The organism is Anaerobacillus sp. ABR4_321, assembly GCF_056158505.1.
This window is the reverse complement of the sequence record NZ_JBSWTK010000001.1, coordinates 116,967-135,942: the sequence shown is the minus strand read 5'-3', so window position 1 is coordinate 135,942 and position 18,976 is coordinate 116,967. Positions and strand designations below refer to the sequence as shown.

Below are 18,976 nucleotides of genomic sequence, written 5' to 3'. Positions count from 1 at the left end.
CAAATAATACGGAATTACAGGTGTTGCTATGGATAAGGGAAAACTTGAAAAGGTTGTAGAGGCAGCCCGCTTATATTATCAGCTTGATTTCAGTCAGCAAGAAATCGCCAGCAAGTTGTCGGTATCTAGGCCAACCGTATCCAGGCTGTTGAAACAAGCGAAAGCGGAAGGTGTCGTGGAGATAACCATTCATGATCCTTCTGAGGATGTCCATCGATTAAGCACCGAGCTCGTCGAGGCTTTTGGCCTGATGGACGCCGAAGTGACCATCGTTCCCCAATATGAAGACAGTATCGTAAAACACCATGTGGGAAAGACAGCTGCTCTGTATCTTAATGACACGATAAAAGATAATGATCTAATTGGAGTTTCCTGGGGAACGACCTTACATGAGGTGGGGAAAAACCTCCGTCATAAATTATTGAAGAATGTGACTGTCGTTCAGTTAAATGGTGGGATCAGCTATTCAGAAACCAATACGTTTGCATATGAAGTTATACAGATGCTCAGTCGTTCGTTCCATGCAGCGGGTCACTTCTTACCTGTACCTGCTATCGTAGATCAGCTGCTTGTGAAAGAGACGATGGAGGCTGATCGACATATTCGGAAGGTACTCGATATGGGGCGCGATGCGAACGTAGCTCTCTTTAGCGTAGGCATTCCAACAAAAGATTCTGTAATCGTTCAAGCAGAGTATGTGAGTGAGGAAGAATTAGATGTCATCCACTCAAGGTCTGTCGGTGAAATCTGCTCTCGTTTTTTCGATCGCAATGGACGGCCGATTCATAAGGATTTAAATGATCGGACAATAGGAATCGACCTAGAAGAACTTTCGAAAAAGGAAAAATCGATTTTGATCGCGGGCGGTCCAAAGAAGGTAGAGGCCATTTTTGGGGCGTTAAAAGGCGGCTATGCAAACATTTTAATTACTGATCAATATACTGCAAGAGCATTACTTGAGTTGAAAGGAGCGTGAAAAAGATGAAAGTGACAGTTCTCGGCCCGTGGGGAGGATATCCTAAAGTGGGAGAAGCTAGCGCTGGTTATCTTGTACAATCAGACGGCTTTAACTTACTAGTAGATTGCGGTAGTGGAGTCTTGGCACAGCTACAGCACTATCTGTCTGTTGAGGAGCTGAATGCCGTAGTGATCAGTCATTATCATCCTGATCACATCGCGGATATCGGTGTTCTCTATCATGGAAGGCTCATACAATCAAAGATTGGTAAGGAACTTCCTGAGCTGCCGATTTATGCGCCTCCTCATGATAAAGCAGAATTTAAACGACTCAGTCATGAACCATATACAGTGGCAAAACCTTATAAGGAAGACGAAGAGCTTACGATTGGCCCATTTACGATTACGTTCCTCAAAACGAAGCATCCAGTGACTTGTTTTGCTATGAGAATTACGGATGAACAAACAAGCATGGTGTTTACTGCAGATTCAAGTTATATGAAAGAGTTCGAAGCGTTTGCACGAGATGCTGATCTCTTTATATGTGAATGTAATCTATACAGTCATATGGACGGGACCGCCATGGGTCATATGAATAGTACGGATGCGGCGACAATTGCAAAATCAGCGAATGTGGGCACGCTAATGCTAACTCACCTGCCACACTTTGGTGTGTTAGAAGAGTTAGAGGACGATGCGAAGAAGTATTTTGATGGAGAAGTTGTCCTTGCGAAAAGTGGATTAACGTGGGAAAGATGAGTAAAGGACTGGAGGGGTTCCCTTCAGTCCTTTTGAAATATTAATCTAGATTTGATTCGAGTTTACCGTTCATATCCATTAAGAAACCAATTTCTCTTCCAAGAAGTCTTGCGATTTCCTTACACTTTTTTTCGCCTTCTGCTTTAATTTGCTCTATCGTTAAGCTTGAATTTAAACTCGAAGCACCTACAATAACTGGGATATCCCCTTTTTCGTAATACACAATCTTCATTTGTGCTCCTCCTCTTTTGCGTTTACTAGAAGTATTCGTAGCATAGGACAAAAGAACGGGGAGGAAGCGCATAACATTTTATGGGAGAGCGTAGGTTTTTTGCTTAGTTTAAGACAATTCATTACAATAGAATCAGTACAAACTGGAGGGAATGCTATGCGGTATATCGATAATGAAAACATTATGGATGCTGGGATTAACCTGGCTATTGAAGAATACATTCTAAAAGAACTCGACCCTGATGAAACCTATCTGCTCTTTTACTCAATGAATCCTACGGTAATTGTCGGAAAGAATCAGAACACGATCGAACAGATCGATACTGCTTATATTCGAGAGAATGATGTTGATGTCATCAGACGTCTCTCAGGTGGCGGAGCCGTGTACAATGATCAGGGTAATCTAAGCTTTAGTATTATCACGAAAGACGATGGAAATAGTTTTCACAACTATAAAAAGTTCACTGACCCAGTCGTAAAAGCATTACATAAGATGGGAGTAGAAGCTGAGTTAAGCGGGAGGAACGATCTTCTCGTAAACGGAAAAAAGATATCAGGGAATGCTCAGTTTTCAACGAAAGGTAGAATGTATAGTCACGGAACATTGATGTTTGATGTGAATCTAGAAAACGTCGTAAAAGCATTAAAAGTAAACAAAGAGAAGATAGAATCAAAGGGAATTAAATCGATCCGAAGCAGAGTGACGAACATCAGTGAGCATATGGACGACGATATGACTCGTGAAGAATTTAAACAAAAGCTATTGGATTCAATTTTTGAAGAGTATGATACTATCCCCACCTATCAGCTAACTGAGGAAGATTGGCAGAAAATACATGAGATTGCAGAGAAGCGATATAAGAATTGGGATTGGAACTATGGAAGGTCCCCAAAATTCAACGTTCAGCATTCAAAGCGGTTCTCAATCGGATCGATCGATGTTCGCTTAAAAGTGAAGAAGGGTTACATTAAGGAAGCAACGATTTTTGGAGACTTCTTCGGGGTAGGAGATGTAAAAGAGTTAGAACAACGTTTGAACGATACAAGGTATGATCCAGCGTCCATTCGTGATGCGATTGAAGATATTGATGTAAAACATTATTTTGGAAATATTACTGAAGAAGAATTTATAAATCTTCTTTATTAACGGATAGGAGCTGATATATCAGCTCCTATTTCTATTGGATCGAGCTGGAAAGAGGATTCCCCCCTTGCTTGATAAATTTTCTTCCAATATAATATATTTAGAAAATTAAAAATGAATGACTATTCATTCATATCAGGAGGAGAGCGAATGAATCTTTCGGAACAACTGAAACGAGCCGCATTATCGCATCCAAATAAACAAGCGTTTATTTATGAGGATGAGGCAGTAACGTATGAACAGCTTGACCAGAAAGTATCTCTTTTCGCAGCAAACCTTGCAGCTGAGGATATCAACAAAGGCGATCACGTGGCATTAATACTTGGAAATTCACCAGAATTTCTCATCAGTTATTATGGCGTATTACGAGCGGGTGCAGTTGTCATTCCAATCAATCCGGTCTATACCCCTAGTGAGATCGGCTATTTGCTTCACAATGGTGATGTTAAGGCGATCGTAACACTCGAACAAGCATTACCCCTTGTAGAAGGTATGGCAGGTCAGCTTCCTGGAGTGAACCTCGTTACGTATGTAGGAGAAGGAACAGATTCAAAGGTCATTTCAAACATAAAATTGAAACCGTTTACAAGTATGGTTGCCGAAGAAGGAAACGCTGTACCATCTCTTCACACAGAAGAAGATGATGTTGCAGTGATTCTCTATACATCGGGGACTACTGGTCGACCAAAAGGAGCGATGTTATCTCACAAAAATATCGTTAGTAATGCTTCTGACACAGCCGATTATCTTGAGTTTAATTCTGACGACGTCGTTATCACAGCCCTCCCAATGTTCCATGTATTTTGTATGACCGTTTCTATGAATGCTCCTCTTATTTCAGGTGGAACACTTCTGATTATGCCGAAATTTAGTCCACAAGAAGTATTTCGTGTTGCTGAAAAGTACAAAGCAACCGTTTTTGCAGGTGTTCCAACGATGTATAATTTTCTCTATCAGTATCCAGAAGGACGAAGTGAATATTTTAAGCATGTTAGGATATGTATTTCTGGAGGTTCACCGCTGCCTGTTGCCCTCCTTCATCGCTTTGAAGAAAAGTTCAACGTAAGAGTATCTGAAGGGTACGGATTATCTGAAGCGGCACCGGTTACATGTTTCAATCCGTTAGATCGTCCGAGAAAGCCTGGTTCAATCGGCACGAATATTACGAATGTAGAGAATAAAGTAGTAGATGAGCTAGGTCAAGAAGTGTCTCCTGGTGTCGTTGGTGAACTTATTGTAAAAGGTCCTAATGTCATGACGGGCTATTACAAGCTCCCTGAAGATACGTCTGCAACAATTAGAGACGGCTGGCTTTATACCGGAGACCTCGCAAAGATGGATGAAGAAGGGTATTTCTATATTGTAGATCGTAAAAAAGACCTCGTGATCGTAGGCGGATATAATGTCTACCCGAGAGAAGTGGAAGAGGTATTATACCAGCATCCAGGTATTGTGGAAGCAGCTGTTGTAGGAGTACCCGACCCTGATTTCGGAGAAGCGGTACAAGCCTTTATCGTTTCAAAAGACACGCTTACGGAAGAGGATGTAAAGACCTATTGTAGGGAACATCTTGCGAAATATAAATGCCCAACGATCGTCGAGTTTATCGATGAACTACCGAAGAACACTACTGGAAAGATTCTAAGGAAAGCGTTAAGAAAGCATGTAAATGCGTAGAAACAAAGAAGTCGGCTGAGAGCCGGCTTTTTTTATTTCAAAAAGTATTCAGAAAATATTTGATATTTATATAACAATAAAATATAATGACGTTAAATAAACGTTATATTGGAGGTGTGTGGGAATGGAAGCTGTTTATCAGCAAAATATCGATCATTTCATGGATAGAATTAACAATGGCGAAAAAATCGAAGCAGACGATTGGATGCCAGATGAGTATCGTGAAGCATTGATCCGTTTGATATCGATGCATGGAATCAGTGAAATAATGGGGGCACTTCCCGAGAAGGAATGGGTTCCAAAAGCACCTACGCTTCATCGAAAATTAGCGATCATGGCAAAGGTTCAGGATGAGATGGGACATGGGCAGCTTTTACTTCGTGTAGCTGAAGATTTAATGGCACCGCTTGGAAAGAATAGAGATGACATCATGAAGGACCTGTTCTCAGGACGCTTAAAGTTTCACAACGTGTTTCATATGGAGGCGCCAACGTGGGGCGATGCGGGAATAATTGCATGGCTAGTGGATGGTGCTGCGATCATCTCACAAACGATGATGCTAGGCACTTCTTATGGACCATATGGAAGAGCTCTGAAACGGATTTGTGCTGAGGAGGTCTTTCATGCGCAGCATGGCGAGAGCATCATCATGGCACTTGCAGAAGGCACAGAAGAGCAAAGGGAACTTTTGCAGGACGCGCTAAACAGATGGTGGACGTCGCTCCTAATGTTCTTCGGTCCTAAATCAAAAAATGAAACGGGTCACTCGAATCAAGATAAAAACATGCAGTACAAACTGCGTACTAAAACGAATGAAGAGCTACGCCAGGAATTTTTAACGAAATATGTTCCAAGAATCTGGGCGTTAGGATTAACGATTCCAGATCCTACATTAAAATTTGATGAAGAAAAATCAGAGTGGGAGTACGCAGATCCTGATTGGTCGGAATTTAAGAAAATCGTTACTGGAAATGGTCCGAAGTCTAAAGAACGACTAGCGCTTAGAGTGCGCTCATATGAAATGAATAGCTGGGTGCGTGAGGCGCTTGGTAAAAGACCACAGCATATATAGAGAGGTGTTCTTGAAGTGAGTGAAGGTGAAAAGGATTTCTACCAAGTTTATGAAGTGTTTAGTAAGAAGAATGACAAAGCGCCGCTACAGTACCAATTCAGCCTGCTTGCTCCAAATCGTGAGCTTGCTTTTATCATGGCAAAGGAAAACTTCTTCCGACGAGAACAGCCTGCAGATATCTGGGTCGTAAAACGAGACGATATCCGAACGATGACACAAGAAGAACGAGAGGGAATGAAGAATCTCGATAAATCTTATAGAGAAACAAAAGGATATGGTTACTTGAAGAAAAAGTGGCGCAAATACGAACAGGAACAGCTTACTGAAAAAGATATTATGGGAGGAGGCAATCATTGATGGAGTCCGCCGAATACCGCAATAGTCTAATCGAGCTCATTTACCAGCTTGCAGATGATGATTTTATCCTTGCCTATAGAGGATCAGAGTGGTTAGGACTCGCTCCCCATATTGAAGAGGATGTCGCCTTTTCTTCGATCAGTCAGGATTTAATGGGGCATGCAACCCTCTACTATTCGTTACTCGAAGAGCTTGGTGAAGGTGACGCTGACAAACTCACACATGCGAGGTCACCTCATGACTTCCATAATGCAGTTTTATTAGAACTTCCGAACGGGCAAGGAACATATCTCGAAGAACCTAACTACGATTGGGCTTTTACTGTAGTAAGAAACTATTTCTACACGTTAGCGAAAAAAGTACGCTTGCAATCCATCAAGGAAAACTCTTATGAATCCCTTCAACAAATCGTGAAAAAGATTTCGGTCGAGATGTCGTACCACCTCATGCACTGGGAAACGTGGTTCGATCAACTAATGAACAGTACGCCAGAAGCTAAAAGAAGAATGACAGACGCGATCGACATCGTACTTAAAGAAATGAGGGGCGTTTTCTCATATGGAGAAAATGGAGAAAAGATCGTACGTCTTTCCTTAATAGAACGTGAAGAGGTACTGATTCAGAGGTGGAAGGACATTCTTAACGAGAAGGTGGACTTTAGCCTAGATATTGAAATGAGCTTAGATGGAAGAAACGGCAAGCATACTGACCACCTTGAGGGCGCGTTATCAACACTGTCAGAAGTTTATCAATCGGTACCATCAGCAGAATGGTAGTTTGAGAGGAGCTTTGTTTTGACAACGAGAATGAAAGTTCTACAGAAGCTTGATTCTGTAAAAGACCCTGAAATTCCTTCGGTTAGTGTTGTCGACCTCGGTATCATTTACGATGTGAAGGTGGATGAAGGAAACGTTGAAGTAGAGGCGATGCCTACATTCTCCGGGTGTCCTGCTCTTGATATCATCAAACGAGATATTAAAGAAGCAATTGAAGCAATAGAAGGAATTACATCCGTAGAAGTGAAGTATATACGTGAACCGATATGGACCACCGATCGTGTTACGGAAAGAGGGAAGGTACAACTGAAAGAATACGGAATCGCTCCTCCAGAAGAGAGAAGCGGGGACGAATGGCGTGTTCCTTGTCCTTACTGCGACTCTGTATACACTACGATGGACAACATTTTTGGTCCAGCAGCATGTCGAAGTATTCTTTATTGTAAAAGCTGTAAAAATCCGTTTGAAGCCATGAAGCCAGTAGCAATTTAATTTTAAAATAGAAAGGTTGATGAAAGATGGTTAAAGTTATCGCATTGTATAAGCAGCCGGAGAACAAGCAGAAATTTGATGAGCATTATTTCAACACGCACGCGCCGATCACGTCAAAGATCCCAGGGTTAAAGAAGATGGAAGTAACGAGAATCGTTGGTTCTCCTATGGGAGAAAGTGAATTTTATCTACTTTGCGAGATGTACTATGAAGATCATGAATCTATGAAGGCAGGTATGAAATCACAAGAAGGAAAAGCGTCAGGAAAAGACTTGATGAGCTTTGCTGGAGATCTTGTTACGCTGATGATCGGAGAAGAAGTACACGAAACAGCTGATACTAAGCAATAGAAAAGGGGCACGAGAATGTACGAAACGATTGAATACGAAACAAGGGATCGGATTGCATGGATCCGCCTAAATCGACCAGATAAAATGAATGCGTTTACAATGGTGATGAATAAAGAAGTTCAAGAAGCGGTTGAGCGTGGCGAGGCCAATGAAGACGTACGCTGTATCGTGATTACCGGAAATGGAAGAGCATTTTGTGCAGGACAGGATTTGAATGGAGTTGACGAAGGACTCGATCATGGTGACGTACTTCGATCAGCATATAATCCTATGGTCAAGCAAATCGTGAACTGTGAGAAACCAGTCGTTGCAGCTGTTAATGGTGTAGCTGCTGGTGCAGGGATGAGCCTTGCTCTCGCATGTGATTTCCGTCTTGCACATGAGAACGCTAGTTTTATTGAGGCATTCGTACACGTCGGGCTTGTTCCTGATTCTGGCAGCATGTATTTTTTACCTCGATTGATCGGTCATGCAAAAGCGTTAGAGCTTGCGATGCTTGGTGATAAAGTGAGTGCATCGAATGCGAAGGAACTTGGTATGGTCAACGATGTGTATGAGCATGATGCTTGGGATGAAAAAGTCAGTAAGTTTGCTGCGCGTCTATCGAATCTACCACCTAAAGCGGTCTCACTCATCAAAGAAGGGATGGCAAAAAGTTGGGACAGCAGTCTTGAGGAAGTGCTGGAATTTGAAGCAGAAGCGCAGCGTAAAGCAGGTCGAACCAACGATCATCGTGAAGGTGTAAAAGCTTTTATTGAGAAGAGACGCCCGGTGTTTCAAGGTTCATAATGCTTTAAAGAAGGAAACTGGGGGAAATATCGAGAATAATAGATGTTAGGGGGAAGGGGTCCTGGAGGTTAATTATCCTACCAGGCTCTTTCCTATGTTCTTAACTAGAGGAGGATGCAAATTGGCTGTCGTTACATATGAAGTAAAGAATCACGTAGGATACGTTACATTGAATCGTCCGGATGTTCTAAACTGCTTTAACTATGAAACGCTTTCTGTTCTTCAAGGAATCATCGATGATATTTATACCGATAAGAATGTACGTGTTGTTATTTTTATGGGGGCTGGTGAAAAGGCTTTCAGTGCAGGAGCGGACTTAAAAGAAAGACGATCACTCTCTGAAAGTGAAGTGAAGCGGAACGTCAAAAAGATTCGCGAGGTATTTTCATCCGTTGAAGCTCTTCCTCAACCGACGATCGCAGCGATCAACGGCTATGCATTCGGAGGCGGATTTGAACTCGCACTAGCATGTGACTTTCGTTATGCAGTAGAAGGGACTAAGATGGGGCTTACTGAAACGAGTCTAGGTATTATACCTGGTGCCGGTGGAACACAGAGGCTTCCACGCCTTATCGGTTCTGCTAAAGCACTCGAACTGGTATTGACCGCAAGAAAACTAACTTCAGAAGAAGCGTTTGATTATGGAATCCTGAATGGTGTCGTAAAAGCTGAAGCCTTGCTTTCTCAGTGTGAGGACCTTGCTTCTGAAATTTGTAAGAACGCGCCGGTGGCTGTTCAACAAGCGAAGTTTGCAGTCCGAGAAGGCATGAATGTCGATCGACATACGGGCATGGCTATCGAATCGAAAGCGTATGAAGTGACAATTCCCACTAAGGATCGTTTAGAAGCTCTTGAAGCTTTTGCTGAGAAGCGAAAGCCTGAGTTTAAAGGAGAGTAGTTGCGATGTCCTTCGCTCTTTGGTAGTATAACATCATATTTAGGGTGCGTTTTATTAGCGGTATACCTTGAGCGGAGGAAAACGTTATGAATGAAGGTTTAAATACAAGATCCATGATCTTTACGCTGTACGGTGATTATATCCGCCACTACGGTAATGAGATTTGGATTGGAAGTTTGATCAGGCTGTTGAAGGAATTTGGACACAATGATCAGTCAGTTCGAGCTGCGATCTCAAGAATGAACAAACAAGGATGGGTACAATCAAGAAAAGAAGGTAACAAAAGCTATTACTTCTTAACAGAGCGTGGGGTAAAACGGATCGATGAAGCGGCAAGGCGTATCTTTAAGCTTCAGCCGTTCAGTTGGGATGGAAGATGGCGCATGCTTCTTTACACGATTCCAGAAGAAAAAAGACACATTCGTGACGAGTTACGAAAAGAACTTGTCTGGAGCGGCTTTGGAAGTTCTTCTGCGAGTTTGTGGATGTCTCCTAATCACCTGGAAGAGCAAGTGGATGTATTGATCGAGAAATACGATATTAAAGAACATATTCATTTCTTTGTAGCCGATTACAAAGGTCCACACGAAAATACTGCTCTTGTGAATGAATGCTGGGATTTGAAGGACATCAGCGATAAATATCGCTCCTTTATCAAACGTTACAGTGAGAAGTTCGTCATCGATCGTAATAAGATCGAAAAAGGGAACATGACAGATGGAGAATGTTTTGTTGAAAGGGCAAAACTTGTTCATGAATATCGTAAGTTTCTATTCGTGGATCCGGGTCTTCCTCCTCAGCTGCTGCCAGATGAGTGGCCGGGAGAACATGCGGCGAAGCTATTCAGCGACTACTACCGTACGCTTGCAAAACCATCATCGCGCTTTTTTGAGGAGGTCTTTAAAGAAGGCAATGAATTGAAGAAGAAAGACGATCGTTATGATGCGCTTCAGCATCCACTATTGATCGATAGATAAAAAAAGGAACGGGCTCCCGTTCCTTTTTTGGTATCAGCGAATTTCTTCAACGCCTTCGATTTGTTCAAGAAATTCTTTTCCTTTTTTCTTGTAGGTATCAATCGTTAACTTAATCAATTCTCGATCTTTGTCAGTAAGTTCTCTAACGACTTTGCCTGGTGAGCCGAGAACCATCGTGTTTGGTGGAATCTTCTTTCCTGCAGGTATAAGTGTATTCGCTCCAATTAATGCACCTTCACCAATTTCAGCTCCGTCAAGTACGATAGCACCCATTCCAATGAGAGCACCTTTCTTCACCTTGCATCCATGAAGAATCGCGTTATGTCCAACCGAAACTTCATCTTCTAGCACAAGAGGATACCCTTCAAACAAATGGCACGTACAATTATCTTGAATGTTACATCCGTTTCCGATTGTAATCGGTGCTTCGTCTCCTCTTAATACAGTATTGAACCACACGCTTGATTCTTCTCCAATCGTAACATCCCCGATAATTTTAGCTCCTGGAGCTACGAAAACATCTTTGCCTACCGATGGTTTATGACCGTTATAAGAAATTAGCATCGAAAAAATCCTCTCTTTCTCATTTTTTTGCAGGAATTCAGTGTCTGTTTTTTGAATGTTTAGTATGAGTATAACACGTAATCTATTAAACGTAATAAATACGTTACAGGAAAAGAGGCGAGGACATCATGAATCGAATTTGTGAAACGCTATCGATCAACTATCCTATCATACAAGGTGGTATGGGAAATATCTCAAGCTCAGAATTAGCATCTGCGGTCTCGAACGCAGGAGGTCTTGGCACGATTGGAACTGGAACGATGTTGCCAGATGAGGTCGAGAAATTGTTAGTAGATATAAAAATGCGTACATCATTACCATTCGCTGTAAATATCCCGATCACCGTAACTCCTTACTTTAAAGAGATGTGTGAGCTGGTAGTGAAGCATGACGTCAAAGTAGTGTCTCTCTCTGCAGGGAACCCTTCACCATTCATTCCGTTTTTTAAAGAACATGGCATAAAAGTAATCTGCGTGACAGCGAGTGTGAAGCATGCGGTGAAAGCTGAAAATGCCGGAGCAGACATCATTGTTGGAGAAGGTTTTGAAGCAGCAGGGATCAACTCATCTCTAGAGCTAACGACCTTGACGTTGATTCCTCAGTTAAAAGCTAGTGTATCCATTCCAGTCATCGCTGCTGGTGGAGTAGGAGATGGCAAAGGATTAGCGGCAGCCTTTGTGCTCGGAGCTGAAGGGGTTCAGATGGGGACAAGACTTGTCGCAACGAAAGATTCTCCGTACCATTCAAATTATTTAGATCAGATTTTGCAGTCGAAAGACACTGGTACTGTGATCGTTGGACGAAGTGTAGGCAAAGTGAGAAGGATATTAAAAACAAGTTATTCATCAATGATAGAAGAAGCAGAAAGAAATGGAGTACATCCTAACGATTTTGCCAAGATGACGGCTGAAGATAAGCACATTATTGGAGCGGTTGAAGGACGGCTGGAAGAAGGGTTCATCAATGGTGGACAAGTTAGTGGACTGATCGATTCGTTACCTACTGTGGAAGAGCTTTTTGTAACGATGATACGAGAAGCTTCAGAAACACTAAACGATCAATCCCTACAGTTCAACAAGTTTAAACAACCTAATAACTGATAAGGGGGAAGCCCTTGTCTAAGATAAATATTTTAAAAATATACAATAGTAATAATTGTTTGATAATTCGTTGACAAGTTTCACAATTGCAGTGTACCATTACGATAAAATATGACAGATAGCTACATGTAGGTTCTCATTAAATGAACAGGGGGAGAAAAAGATGTTGAAATCATGGAAAAAATGGGTTGGGATTTCTCTTGTCAGTAGTGTCTTGGTGCTTGCAGGGTGTGGAAGCAACAATGCATCGTCAGACTCTGACAGCGGGGGAGAAGGGTCAGAAGATAAGATGTATACGATCGGAGTAACTCAGATCGTTGAACATCCGTCGTTGGATGCGGCATTCGAAGGCTTTAAGATGGCGCTAGAAGAGAACGGCTTTAAAGAAGGAGAGAACGTTACATACGATGTGCAAAATGCGCAGAATGATATGAACAACAGCAATACCATCGCTCAAAACTTAGTTGGAGATAATGTCGATCTGATCTTTGCAAACTCTACACCAAGTGCTCAATCAGCATTGAACGCAACGTCAGATATACCGATCATCTTCACTTCGGTTACAGATCCTGTTGGAGCGAAGCTAGTAGAATCGTTTGATAAGCCAGGAGAGAATATCACAGGTACAACTGATACTCATCCTGATGCGATTCCAAAGACGATTGAATTTATCTCGAGTGAATTCGACGCTGAGAACGTTGGGTTAATTTATAACGCAGGGGAGCAAAACTCTGTTGCACAAATCAAAGTTGTAAAAGAAGCGCTAGAAAGTAACGGATTGAACCCTGTTGAGAAAAGCGTTTCGACTTCAGCTGAAGTAAAGCAAGCTGCTGAAGCCCTCGTAGGAAAAGTTGATGTGATCTATATTGCTACTGACAATACGGTCGTATCTGCGCTTGAATCTGTTATCAGCGTTGCGAACGACAAAGACATTCCAATGTTTGCAGGGGAATTCGATTCTGTTGAACGAGGCGCGTTTGCTGCCTACGGATTCGATTATAAAGATATTGGGTACGAAGCAGGTTTGATGGCAGCAAAGATCTTAAATGGTGAAGCAACTGCATCTGAATTACCAGTTCAATATCCTCAAAATTTGAAGCTTAAGATGAATAAGAGTGCTGCTGAAGAAATGCGAATCGATATTAAACAAGAATGGGAGGAAGAAGGAGAATATACCGAGTAACAGGACAGGTTCGAGAAAGAAGTCAGCTTCTTTTTCGAACCATTTTTTTTACTCGTGAGAATGAAATTAAGGGGGAGGCTTACCTATGGGCTCAGCATTATTTGGTGCGGTTGAATCTGGTGTGATTTATGCCATCATGGCGCTCGGTGTATATCTTTCATTTCGAATATTAGACTTTCCAGATTTAACGGTAGACGGAAGCTTTGTAACTGGGGCTGCAATTGCCGCTATTCTGATCGTTAATGGAACAAATCCTTTCTTTGCAACTTTGATTGCGATCGGTGCAGGGTTTTTAGCAGGATGTGTGACAGGGTTACTACATACAAAAGGAAAAATAAATCCACTGCTTTCAGGGATTTTAATGATGATCGCACTTTACTCGATCAATCTCAGAATCATGGGCCGTTCGAATGTGCCCCTGTTGAACGAAGAGTCGATCTTTACAAAAGTAGAATCGATTTTCTCATCACTAGGAATTGAGTCGTTAGTAAACAGCATAGCATCGGCCGTTGGGCTAGGAGGTATCACCTCTACATGGTCGATTTTAATCAGTATGCTGTTGCTTACAGCTGTTATTAAAATCTTGACCGACTATTTCCTTAAGACGCAGGTCGGTCTTGCATTACGTGCGACAGGCGATAACAAACGAATGATTAGGAGTTTTTCAGCCAACACTGATCAACTGACAATCCTAGGTCTTGGTATTTCAAATGCTCTTGTTGCACTGTCTGGAGCGCTCATTGCGCAGTATAGTTCATTTGCAGATGTAGGAATGGGAATCGGGATGATTATTATCGGTCTTGCCTCCGTCATAATTGGAGAAGCGATATTCGGAACGAAAACGATCGCGATCACAACGTTTGCCGTTATTGGGGGAGCCATCGTTTACCGATTGGTTGTAAGTCTGGCACTTCGAGTTGATTTTCTTGAAACAGGTGATATGAAATTGATCACAGCAGTCATTGTTATCGGAGCATTGATCTTCCCGCAGTTAATCGATGGGCAAAAGGAGCGAAATCGAAAGAAACGGAAACGTCTACAGCAAACGAAACTGAAAGAGAATGGAGGAAATGAGTATGCTTCTTCTAAATCAGATTCACAAAGTGTTTAACGAAGGAACACTAGACGAGAAGGTTGCGCTAGAAGATATCGATCTAAAATTACAACCTGGTGATTTTGTAACTGTGATCGGAAGTAACGGTGCAGGAAAATCGACGTTGATGAATATGATCTCTGGCGTGTTAACTCCAGACGTAGGTGATGTTTTTATCGATGACAAGAAAGTAACGACGATGCCAGAGTATAAGCGGTCGAGGTTAATTGGGCGAGTCTTTCAAGATCCGATGGCAGGGACAGCCCCTTCGATGACGATTCAAGAGAACTTAGCGATGGCCTACTGTCGGAACCGTAGGCGTACCCTTGTAAAAGGCGTTACGAAAAAACTAAGAACCACTTTCCAGGAAGCTCTCGAAAGCCTTCACCTTGGACTTGAAGATCGACTGAACGCGAAAGTAGGATTATTATCCGGTGGAGAAAGACAAGCACTCTCTCTACTGATGGCCACGTTTACTGATCCGAAAATTCTCTTGCTTGATGAACATACGGCAGCACTCGACCCAGCTCGAGCAGAGCTCATAACTAAGCTTACAGGAGAAATCGTTGAGAAGACGGGCCTAACCACAGTGATGGTTACGCATAATATGCAACAAGCGCTAGATCTCGGAAATCGCTTGATCATGATGGACAGCGGAAAGATTATTCTAGAAGTCGATGGTGAGGACAAGCAGAATCTTACGATCGAAGCCCTGCTACATGAATTTCAAAGAATCAAAGGTTCAAAGTTGAATAGTGACAAGGCACTGCTTGGATAAACCTTGTGAACGTTACGGCTGTCGAAGTAGGTTCGGCAGCTTTTCTAACGCGAAAGGGTCGTAATTTTTTGACAATTAATTGACGGTTATTATACGTGATGTTATTATATCGTTAAATAAACGTCATATATTTTAGTGTGATGATTAGGGGATGAAGCGAGTGAAGGATGGTATCGCCATCGGACAAAAAGCAACAGTTACAACAACAGTGACATCAGAAATGTTCGCTCAGTTTGAAGGGAACGTTGTCCATCCAGCTTATTCTACCGTTTCAATGGTCTACCATATGGAATGGGCATCGAGAAAGCTCATTCTTCCATACTTAGAAGAGGAAGAAGAGGGAATTGGCGGAGGGGTCGAAATGAAGCATCTTGGGCCAGCATGTGAAGGTCAAGAGATCACGATCACCGCAACGATCACCTCATTGACGAGTAAATCAGTTATTAGCTATGTGGAAGTGAGAAGAGGATTGGATATTATTGGAACGGGATCAGTCGTTCAGTTCGTCCTACCTAAGAAAGCAATAGAAGAGAAATTAGCAAATGCTAAATTGTAAGCGATTTCATTAAGGGGTGAAAATCATGTTTGATCGAATAGCTGAGCATGAACAAGTACTTTTTTGTAATGACGCAGATACAGGACTTAAGGCCATCATCGCGATACATAATACAACGCTTGGTCCTGCTCTTGGTGGCTGTCGGATGAGACCGTATGAAACCGTAGACGATGCTTTAGAAGATGTCCTAAGACTCTCTAAAGGAATGACATATAAATGTGCTGCAGCAGATGTGGATTTCGGAGGAGGTAAAGCTGTAATTATCGGAGATCCTCTTACAGATCGCACTCCTGAATTATTCCGTGCATTCGGTCAGTTTGTGGAATCGCTTAACGGGCGATTTTATACAGGAACAGATATGGGGACGACACCAGATAACTTTGTACATTCTCTACGTGAGACGAACTGTATCGTCGGCGTTCCAGAAGAATATGGTGGAAGCGGAGACTCTTCTATTCCTACTGCAAAAGGTGTTTTATACGGCATACAAGCTACGAACAAAATGGTATTTGGGAATGAAGAGTTCGGAGGTAAGACGTATGCGATTCAAGGTCTTGGAAAAGTAGGGTATAAAGTTGCTGAAATGTTGCTTGAAGAGGGCGCCGAAATTATCGTTACTGATATTAACCGCTCCGCTATCGATCGACTCATTCAGCGTGCGATCGAACTGAAGGGTGAGGTCAAGGTCGTCTCAGGTGATGAGATCTACGAAGCTGACGCAGATGTGTTCGTACCATGTGCGCTAGGTGGGATCATCAATGATCGTACGATCGATATGTTAAAAGTCAGTGCTGTTGTTGGATCAGCTAACAATCAACTTCTCACTCTTGAGCACGGAGACCGCCTTCATAATAGAGGGATTCTCTATGCACCGGACTATATTGTGAACAGCGGAGGGTTGATACAAGTATCTGATGAGCTATATTCTCCTCACCCGATGCGTGTACTTCAAAAGACGAAAGCAATTTACGATACGCTTCATACGGTGTTCAAAAACGCAGAAGAAAATTCAATATCGACTGTCCAGGCTGCGAATTATTTTTGTGAAGAAAGAATTGAAAGCCGTAAAAGAAGAAATAGCTTCTTTTCTCACAAAAAGCCTGGCAAATGGGCTGTGCGTTCTTAAATGCAGATAATAGGAGGATACGTATGGATATGAATGAGAAATTCCCTATCGTACAGCTAATCACTGGTGACGGCAGGAGAACCGGAGCTATTTCTGAAAACATTACGATCGAAAAAGCAAAACGTTTTTATCAGCATATGGTGTTTTCTCGTTTGTTCGACCGAAAAGCAGTAAATCTTCAAAGACAGGGGCGTATTGGGACATACGCTCCTTTTGAAGGGCAGGAAGCTTCTCAGATCGGAAGTGCACTTGCTATGGAAGATGGCGACTGGATGTTTCCGACTTATCGCGATCATGCAGCTACTGCTGCATTTGGTCATTCTTTAAAAAATATATTCCTCTATTGGAAAGGGTGTATCGAAGGCTGTGTGCCTCCGAAAGGAAAGCATATCTTTCCACCTTCCGTTCCGATTGCATCTCAGATTCTTCACGCTACAGGTACCGCATGGGCGGAGCAAAAGAAAGGGACCGACAGAGTGTCGATCGTCTATTTTGGCGACGGTGCAACTTCTGAGGGAGATTTTCATGAGGGGCTAAACTTTGCCAGTGTGTTTAATATTCCTGTCGTATTTTTCAACCAAAATAATGGCTATGCGATCAGTGTTCCTCTTGAACGTCAGATGAAAACAAAAACGATTGCCCAGAAGGCTTTAGCATATGATATCCCTGGCGTTCGCGTCGATGGAAACGATGTGTTTGCTGTTTACGATGAAACGATCAAAGCGGTCGAGCGAGCAAGAAGCGGCGGTGGACCGACGTTGATCGAAGCAGTCACCTGGAGGTACGGCGCTCATACAACGACGGATGAGCCTTCGAAATATCGTGACCAGTCTGAAAGTAAAAGAAGAAGAGAGAATGAAGACCCAATTACAAGAGTAGAGAGGTTTCTTGAACATGAAGGGGCATGGGATTCAAATTGGGCAGAAAATGTTCATGAAGAGGCAGAACAAAAGCTTGATGAAGCGGTGATCGAAATGGAAAAAACGATTAAATCTGATGAATCACTCATGTTTGACCATGTGTTTGGGACGGATGTTTGGCCAGTTCAGGAGCAAAAGCATCGTTTCTTTTATGAAGGGAGCGAGAAGGGATGAGTACTGCCGTAAATACAAAGAAATTGACTATCGTCCAAGCGATTACGGATGCGTTAAGAGAAATGCTAGCTGAAGATGAATCCGTATTGGTGCTCGGAGAAGACGTAGGTAAGAACGGAGGGGTATTCAGAGCGACAGATGGTCTTTTTGAGCAGTTCGGTGATGATCGCGTAATCGATACGCCTCTAGCAGAATCAGGATTGATCGGGTCATCGATCGGTCTTGCGATGAACGGCTTTAAACCCGTTGTAGAAATACAGTTCCTTGGGTTTATCTATCCTGGTTTTAATCAATTGATCACCCATGCCACGCGCATTCGAACTAGGACGCAAAGCCGCTATACCGTTCCGTTAACTGTACGAGCTCCATATGGATCAGGCGTAAGAGCACCAGAAATTCATAGTGACAGTACTGAAGCTCTTTTCACTCATATTCCGGGCTTAAAAGTGGTTGTGCCTTCAAACCCTTATGATGCAAAAGGTCTTCTGATCAGTTCTATTAAAGATCCAGACCCAGTTCTATTCCTTGAACCTATGAAAATATATCGTGCAGGGAAAGAAGATGTACCAACTGAAAGCTATTCTGTTCCAATTGGTAAAGCTTCAGTCAAACGAACAGGTGATGATGTCTCGATCTTCGCCTGGGGTGCTATGGTGAGAGTTGCAGAAAAAGCAGCTGAAGAAGCAAGTAAGAATGGATTGCACTGTGATGTCATCGACCTAAGAACGTTATATCCGTTAGATAAAGATGCAATCGCTGAATCTGTACAGAAAACGGGAAGAGCCATTATCGTCCATGAAGCTCCTTCAACTGGTGGCGTTAGCAATGACGTGATCGAGATCATCAACGATACTTCCTTCCTTTACATGAGAGCCCCAATTAAAAAAGTGACAGGCTACGATACGCCTGTACCTCTATTTACACTTGAAGACGACTATGCGCCTGATGAAAAGAAAATCTATCGAGCAATTGAAGAAGTGACGCGTTTCTAAGGAGGGTGAAC

Annotated in this window: 22 protein-coding genes; 20 read left to right on the top strand and 2 right to left on the bottom strand. The window is 42.5% G+C overall.

Features of this window, described 5'->3' with window-relative positions:
• Positions 1-28 precede the first annotated feature (28 nt).
• Positions 29-976, top strand: a complete 948-nt coding sequence (locus tag ACXADT_RS00705) for a sugar-binding transcriptional regulator (RefSeq protein WP_270182469.1) — start codon at positions 29-31, stop codon at positions 974-976.
• 5 nt (positions 977-981) lie between these two features.
• On the top strand, positions 982-1,716 hold the full coding sequence (locus ACXADT_RS00700; protein ID WP_474832917.1) for an MBL fold metallo-hydrolase: 735 nt from the start codon (positions 982-984) through the stop codon (positions 1,714-1,716).
• Positions 1,717-1,756: 40 nt separating this feature from the next.
• Here the strand turns inward: ACXADT_RS00700 and ACXADT_RS00695 are convergent, their stop codons facing one another.
• On the bottom strand, positions 1,757-1,948 hold the full coding sequence (locus ACXADT_RS00695; RefSeq protein WP_270182471.1) for a hypothetical protein: 192 nt from the start codon (positions 1,946-1,948) through the stop codon (positions 1,757-1,759).
• Between the two features lie 156 nt (positions 1,949-2,104).
• On the opposite strand from ACXADT_RS00695, the gene ACXADT_RS00690 reads away from it, so the two are divergent.
• From ACXADT_RS00690 to paaX, 10 genes are all read left to right on the top strand, one after another.
• Complete coding sequence (locus ACXADT_RS00690) at positions 2,105-3,094, top strand: lipoate--protein ligase (protein WP_474832915.1); 990 nt, start codon at positions 2,105-2,107, stop codon at positions 3,092-3,094.
• Positions 3,095-3,241: 147 nt separating this feature from the next.
• On the top strand, positions 3,242-4,768 hold the full coding sequence (locus ACXADT_RS00685; RefSeq protein WP_474832913.1) for a fatty acid--CoA ligase family protein: 1,527 nt from the start codon (positions 3,242-3,244) through the stop codon (positions 4,766-4,768).
• Between the two features lie 124 nt (positions 4,769-4,892).
• Positions 4,893-5,840, top strand: a complete 948-nt coding sequence (paaA, locus tag ACXADT_RS00680) for a 1,2-phenylacetyl-CoA epoxidase subunit PaaA (RefSeq protein ID WP_270182474.1) — start codon at positions 4,893-4,895, stop codon at positions 5,838-5,840.
• A gap of 15 nt (positions 5,841-5,855) precedes the next feature.
• Positions 5,856-6,197 (top strand): 1,2-phenylacetyl-CoA epoxidase subunit PaaB, encoded by a 342-nt coding sequence (gene paaB / locus ACXADT_RS00675; protein ID WP_270182475.1) that lies wholly within the window; start codon positions 5,856-5,858, stop codon positions 6,195-6,197.
• The gene (gene paaC / locus ACXADT_RS00670; protein WP_474832911.1) at positions 6,197-6,973 is read left to right on the top strand and encodes a 1,2-phenylacetyl-CoA epoxidase subunit PaaC; all 777 of its coding nucleotides are present in this window, start codon (positions 6,197-6,199) and stop codon (positions 6,971-6,973) included. Before paaB ends, paaC begins: the two co-directional genes overlap by 1 nt.
• Positions 6,974-6,991: 18 nt before the next feature.
• Entirely contained in the window at positions 6,992-7,465 is a 474-nt protein-coding gene (paaD, locus tag ACXADT_RS00665; RefSeq protein WP_474814182.1) for a 1,2-phenylacetyl-CoA epoxidase subunit PaaD, read from the top strand.
• A gap of 26 nt (positions 7,466-7,491) precedes the next feature.
• On the top strand, positions 7,492-7,815 hold the full coding sequence (locus ACXADT_RS00660) for an EthD family reductase (protein ID WP_270182478.1): 324 nt from the start codon (positions 7,492-7,494) through the stop codon (positions 7,813-7,815).
• Between the two features lie 15 nt (positions 7,816-7,830).
• Positions 7,831-8,604, top strand: a complete 774-nt coding sequence (locus tag ACXADT_RS00655; protein WP_474832910.1) for an enoyl-CoA hydratase-related protein — start codon at positions 7,831-7,833, stop codon at positions 8,602-8,604.
• 121 nt (positions 8,605-8,725) lie between these two features.
• Positions 8,726-9,502, top strand: coding sequence for an enoyl-CoA hydratase-related protein (locus ACXADT_RS00650; protein ID WP_474814178.1), 777 nt, complete (start codon positions 8,726-8,728; stop codon positions 9,500-9,502).
• Between the two features lie 86 nt (positions 9,503-9,588).
• Positions 9,589-10,479: a phenylacetic acid degradation operon negative regulatory protein PaaX gene (paaX, locus tag ACXADT_RS00645; RefSeq protein ID WP_270182481.1), complete on the top strand. Its 891-nt coding sequence runs from the start codon at positions 9,589-9,591 to the stop codon at positions 10,477-10,479.
• 33 nt (positions 10,480-10,512) lie between these two features.
• Here the strand turns inward: paaX and ACXADT_RS00640 are convergent, their stop codons facing one another.
• Positions 10,513-11,043, bottom strand: coding sequence for a gamma carbonic anhydrase family protein (locus ACXADT_RS00640; protein WP_270182482.1), 531 nt, complete (start codon positions 11,041-11,043; stop codon positions 10,513-10,515).
• Between the two features lie 128 nt (positions 11,044-11,171).
• Here ACXADT_RS00640 and ACXADT_RS00635 point away from each other — a divergent pair, with 128 nt between their 5' ends.
• From ACXADT_RS00635 to ACXADT_RS00600, 8 genes are all read left to right on the top strand, one after another.
• Positions 11,172-12,143: an NAD(P)H-dependent flavin oxidoreductase gene (locus ACXADT_RS00635; protein WP_474832908.1), complete on the top strand. Its 972-nt coding sequence runs from the start codon at positions 11,172-11,174 to the stop codon at positions 12,141-12,143.
• 166 nt (positions 12,144-12,309) lie between these two features.
• The gene (locus tag ACXADT_RS00630) at positions 12,310-13,326 is read left to right on the top strand and encodes an ABC transporter substrate-binding protein (RefSeq protein ID WP_474834619.1); all 1,017 of its coding nucleotides are present in this window, start codon (positions 12,310-12,312) and stop codon (positions 13,324-13,326) included.
• Between the two features lie 85 nt (positions 13,327-13,411).
• Complete coding sequence (locus ACXADT_RS00625) at positions 13,412-14,437, top strand: ABC transporter permease (protein ID WP_474832907.1); 1,026 nt, start codon at positions 13,412-13,414, stop codon at positions 14,435-14,437.
• The gene (locus tag ACXADT_RS00620) at positions 14,403-15,197 is read left to right on the top strand and encodes an ABC transporter ATP-binding protein (protein ID WP_270182485.1); all 795 of its coding nucleotides are present in this window, start codon (positions 14,403-14,405) and stop codon (positions 15,195-15,197) included. Before ACXADT_RS00625 ends, ACXADT_RS00620 begins: the two co-directional genes overlap by 35 nt.
• A 151-nt stretch (positions 15,198-15,348) precedes the next feature.
• The gene (locus tag ACXADT_RS00615) at positions 15,349-15,753 is read left to right on the top strand and encodes a thioesterase family protein (RefSeq protein WP_474814170.1); all 405 of its coding nucleotides are present in this window, start codon (positions 15,349-15,351) and stop codon (positions 15,751-15,753) included.
• A gap of 25 nt (positions 15,754-15,778) precedes the next feature.
• Complete coding sequence (locus ACXADT_RS00610; protein ID WP_270182487.1) at positions 15,779-16,879, top strand: Glu/Leu/Phe/Val dehydrogenase dimerization domain-containing protein; 1,101 nt, start codon at positions 15,779-15,781, stop codon at positions 16,877-16,879.
• Positions 16,880-16,908: 29 nt separating this feature from the next.
• Positions 16,909-17,973 (top strand): pyruvate dehydrogenase (acetyl-transferring) E1 component subunit alpha, encoded by a 1,065-nt coding sequence (pdhA, locus tag ACXADT_RS00605; protein ID WP_474834618.1) that lies wholly within the window; start codon positions 16,909-16,911, stop codon positions 17,971-17,973.
• Positions 17,970-18,965 carry an alpha-ketoacid dehydrogenase subunit beta gene (locus ACXADT_RS00600; RefSeq protein ID WP_474832906.1) on the top strand — a complete coding sequence of 332 codons (996 nt, stop codon included), beginning with the start codon at positions 17,970-17,972 and terminating at the stop codon, positions 18,963-18,965. The genes pdhA and ACXADT_RS00600 overlap by 4 nt, the downstream gene beginning before the upstream one ends.
• The last annotated feature ends 11 nt before the right edge of the window (positions 18,966-18,976 follow it).

Coding starts and splice junctions, on each gene's coding strand:
- ACXADT_RS00705 (WP_270182469.1), top strand. CDS start 29: ATGGATAAGGGAAAACTTGAAAAGGTTGTAGAGGCAGCCCGCTTATAT.
- ACXADT_RS00700 (WP_474832917.1), top strand. CDS start 982: ATGAAAGTGACAGTTCTCGGCCCGTGGGGAGGATATCCTAAAGTGGGA.
- ACXADT_RS00695 (WP_270182471.1), bottom strand. CDS start 1,948: ATGAAGATTGTGTATTACGAAAAAGGGGATATCCCAGTTATTGTAGGT.
- ACXADT_RS00690 (WP_474832915.1), top strand. CDS start 2,105: ATGCGGTATATCGATAATGAAAACATTATGGATGCTGGGATTAACCTG.
- ACXADT_RS00685 (WP_474832913.1), top strand. CDS start 3,242: ATGAATCTTTCGGAACAACTGAAACGAGCCGCATTATCGCATCCAAAT.
- paaA (WP_270182474.1), top strand. CDS start 4,893: ATGGAAGCTGTTTATCAGCAAAATATCGATCATTTCATGGATAGAATT.
- paaC (WP_474832911.1), top strand. CDS start 6,197: ATGGAGTCCGCCGAATACCGCAATAGTCTAATCGAGCTCATTTACCAG.
- ACXADT_RS00660 (WP_270182478.1), top strand. CDS start 7,492: ATGGTTAAAGTTATCGCATTGTATAAGCAGCCGGAGAACAAGCAGAAA.
- ACXADT_RS00655 (WP_474832910.1), top strand. CDS start 7,831: ATGTACGAAACGATTGAATACGAAACAAGGGATCGGATTGCATGGATC.
- paaX (WP_270182481.1), top strand. CDS start 9,589: ATGAATGAAGGTTTAAATACAAGATCCATGATCTTTACGCTGTACGGT.
- ACXADT_RS00640 (WP_270182482.1), bottom strand. CDS start 11,043: ATGCTAATTTCTTATAACGGTCATAAACCATCGGTAGGCAAAGATGTT.
- ACXADT_RS00635 (WP_474832908.1), top strand. CDS start 11,172: ATGAATCGAATTTGTGAAACGCTATCGATCAACTATCCTATCATACAA.
- ACXADT_RS00625 (WP_474832907.1), top strand. CDS start 13,412: ATGGGCTCAGCATTATTTGGTGCGGTTGAATCTGGTGTGATTTATGCC.
- ACXADT_RS00620 (WP_270182485.1), top strand. CDS start 14,403: ATGCTTCTTCTAAATCAGATTCACAAAGTGTTTAACGAAGGAACACTA.
- ACXADT_RS00615 (WP_474814170.1), top strand. CDS start 15,349: ATGAAGCGAGTGAAGGATGGTATCGCCATCGGACAAAAAGCAACAGTT.
- ACXADT_RS00610 (WP_270182487.1), top strand. CDS start 15,779: ATGTTTGATCGAATAGCTGAGCATGAACAAGTACTTTTTTGTAATGAC.
- pdhA (WP_474834618.1), top strand. CDS start 16,909: ATGAATGAGAAATTCCCTATCGTACAGCTAATCACTGGTGACGGCAGG.
- ACXADT_RS00600 (WP_474832906.1), top strand. CDS start 17,970: ATGAGTACTGCCGTAAATACAAAGAAATTGACTATCGTCCAAGCGATT.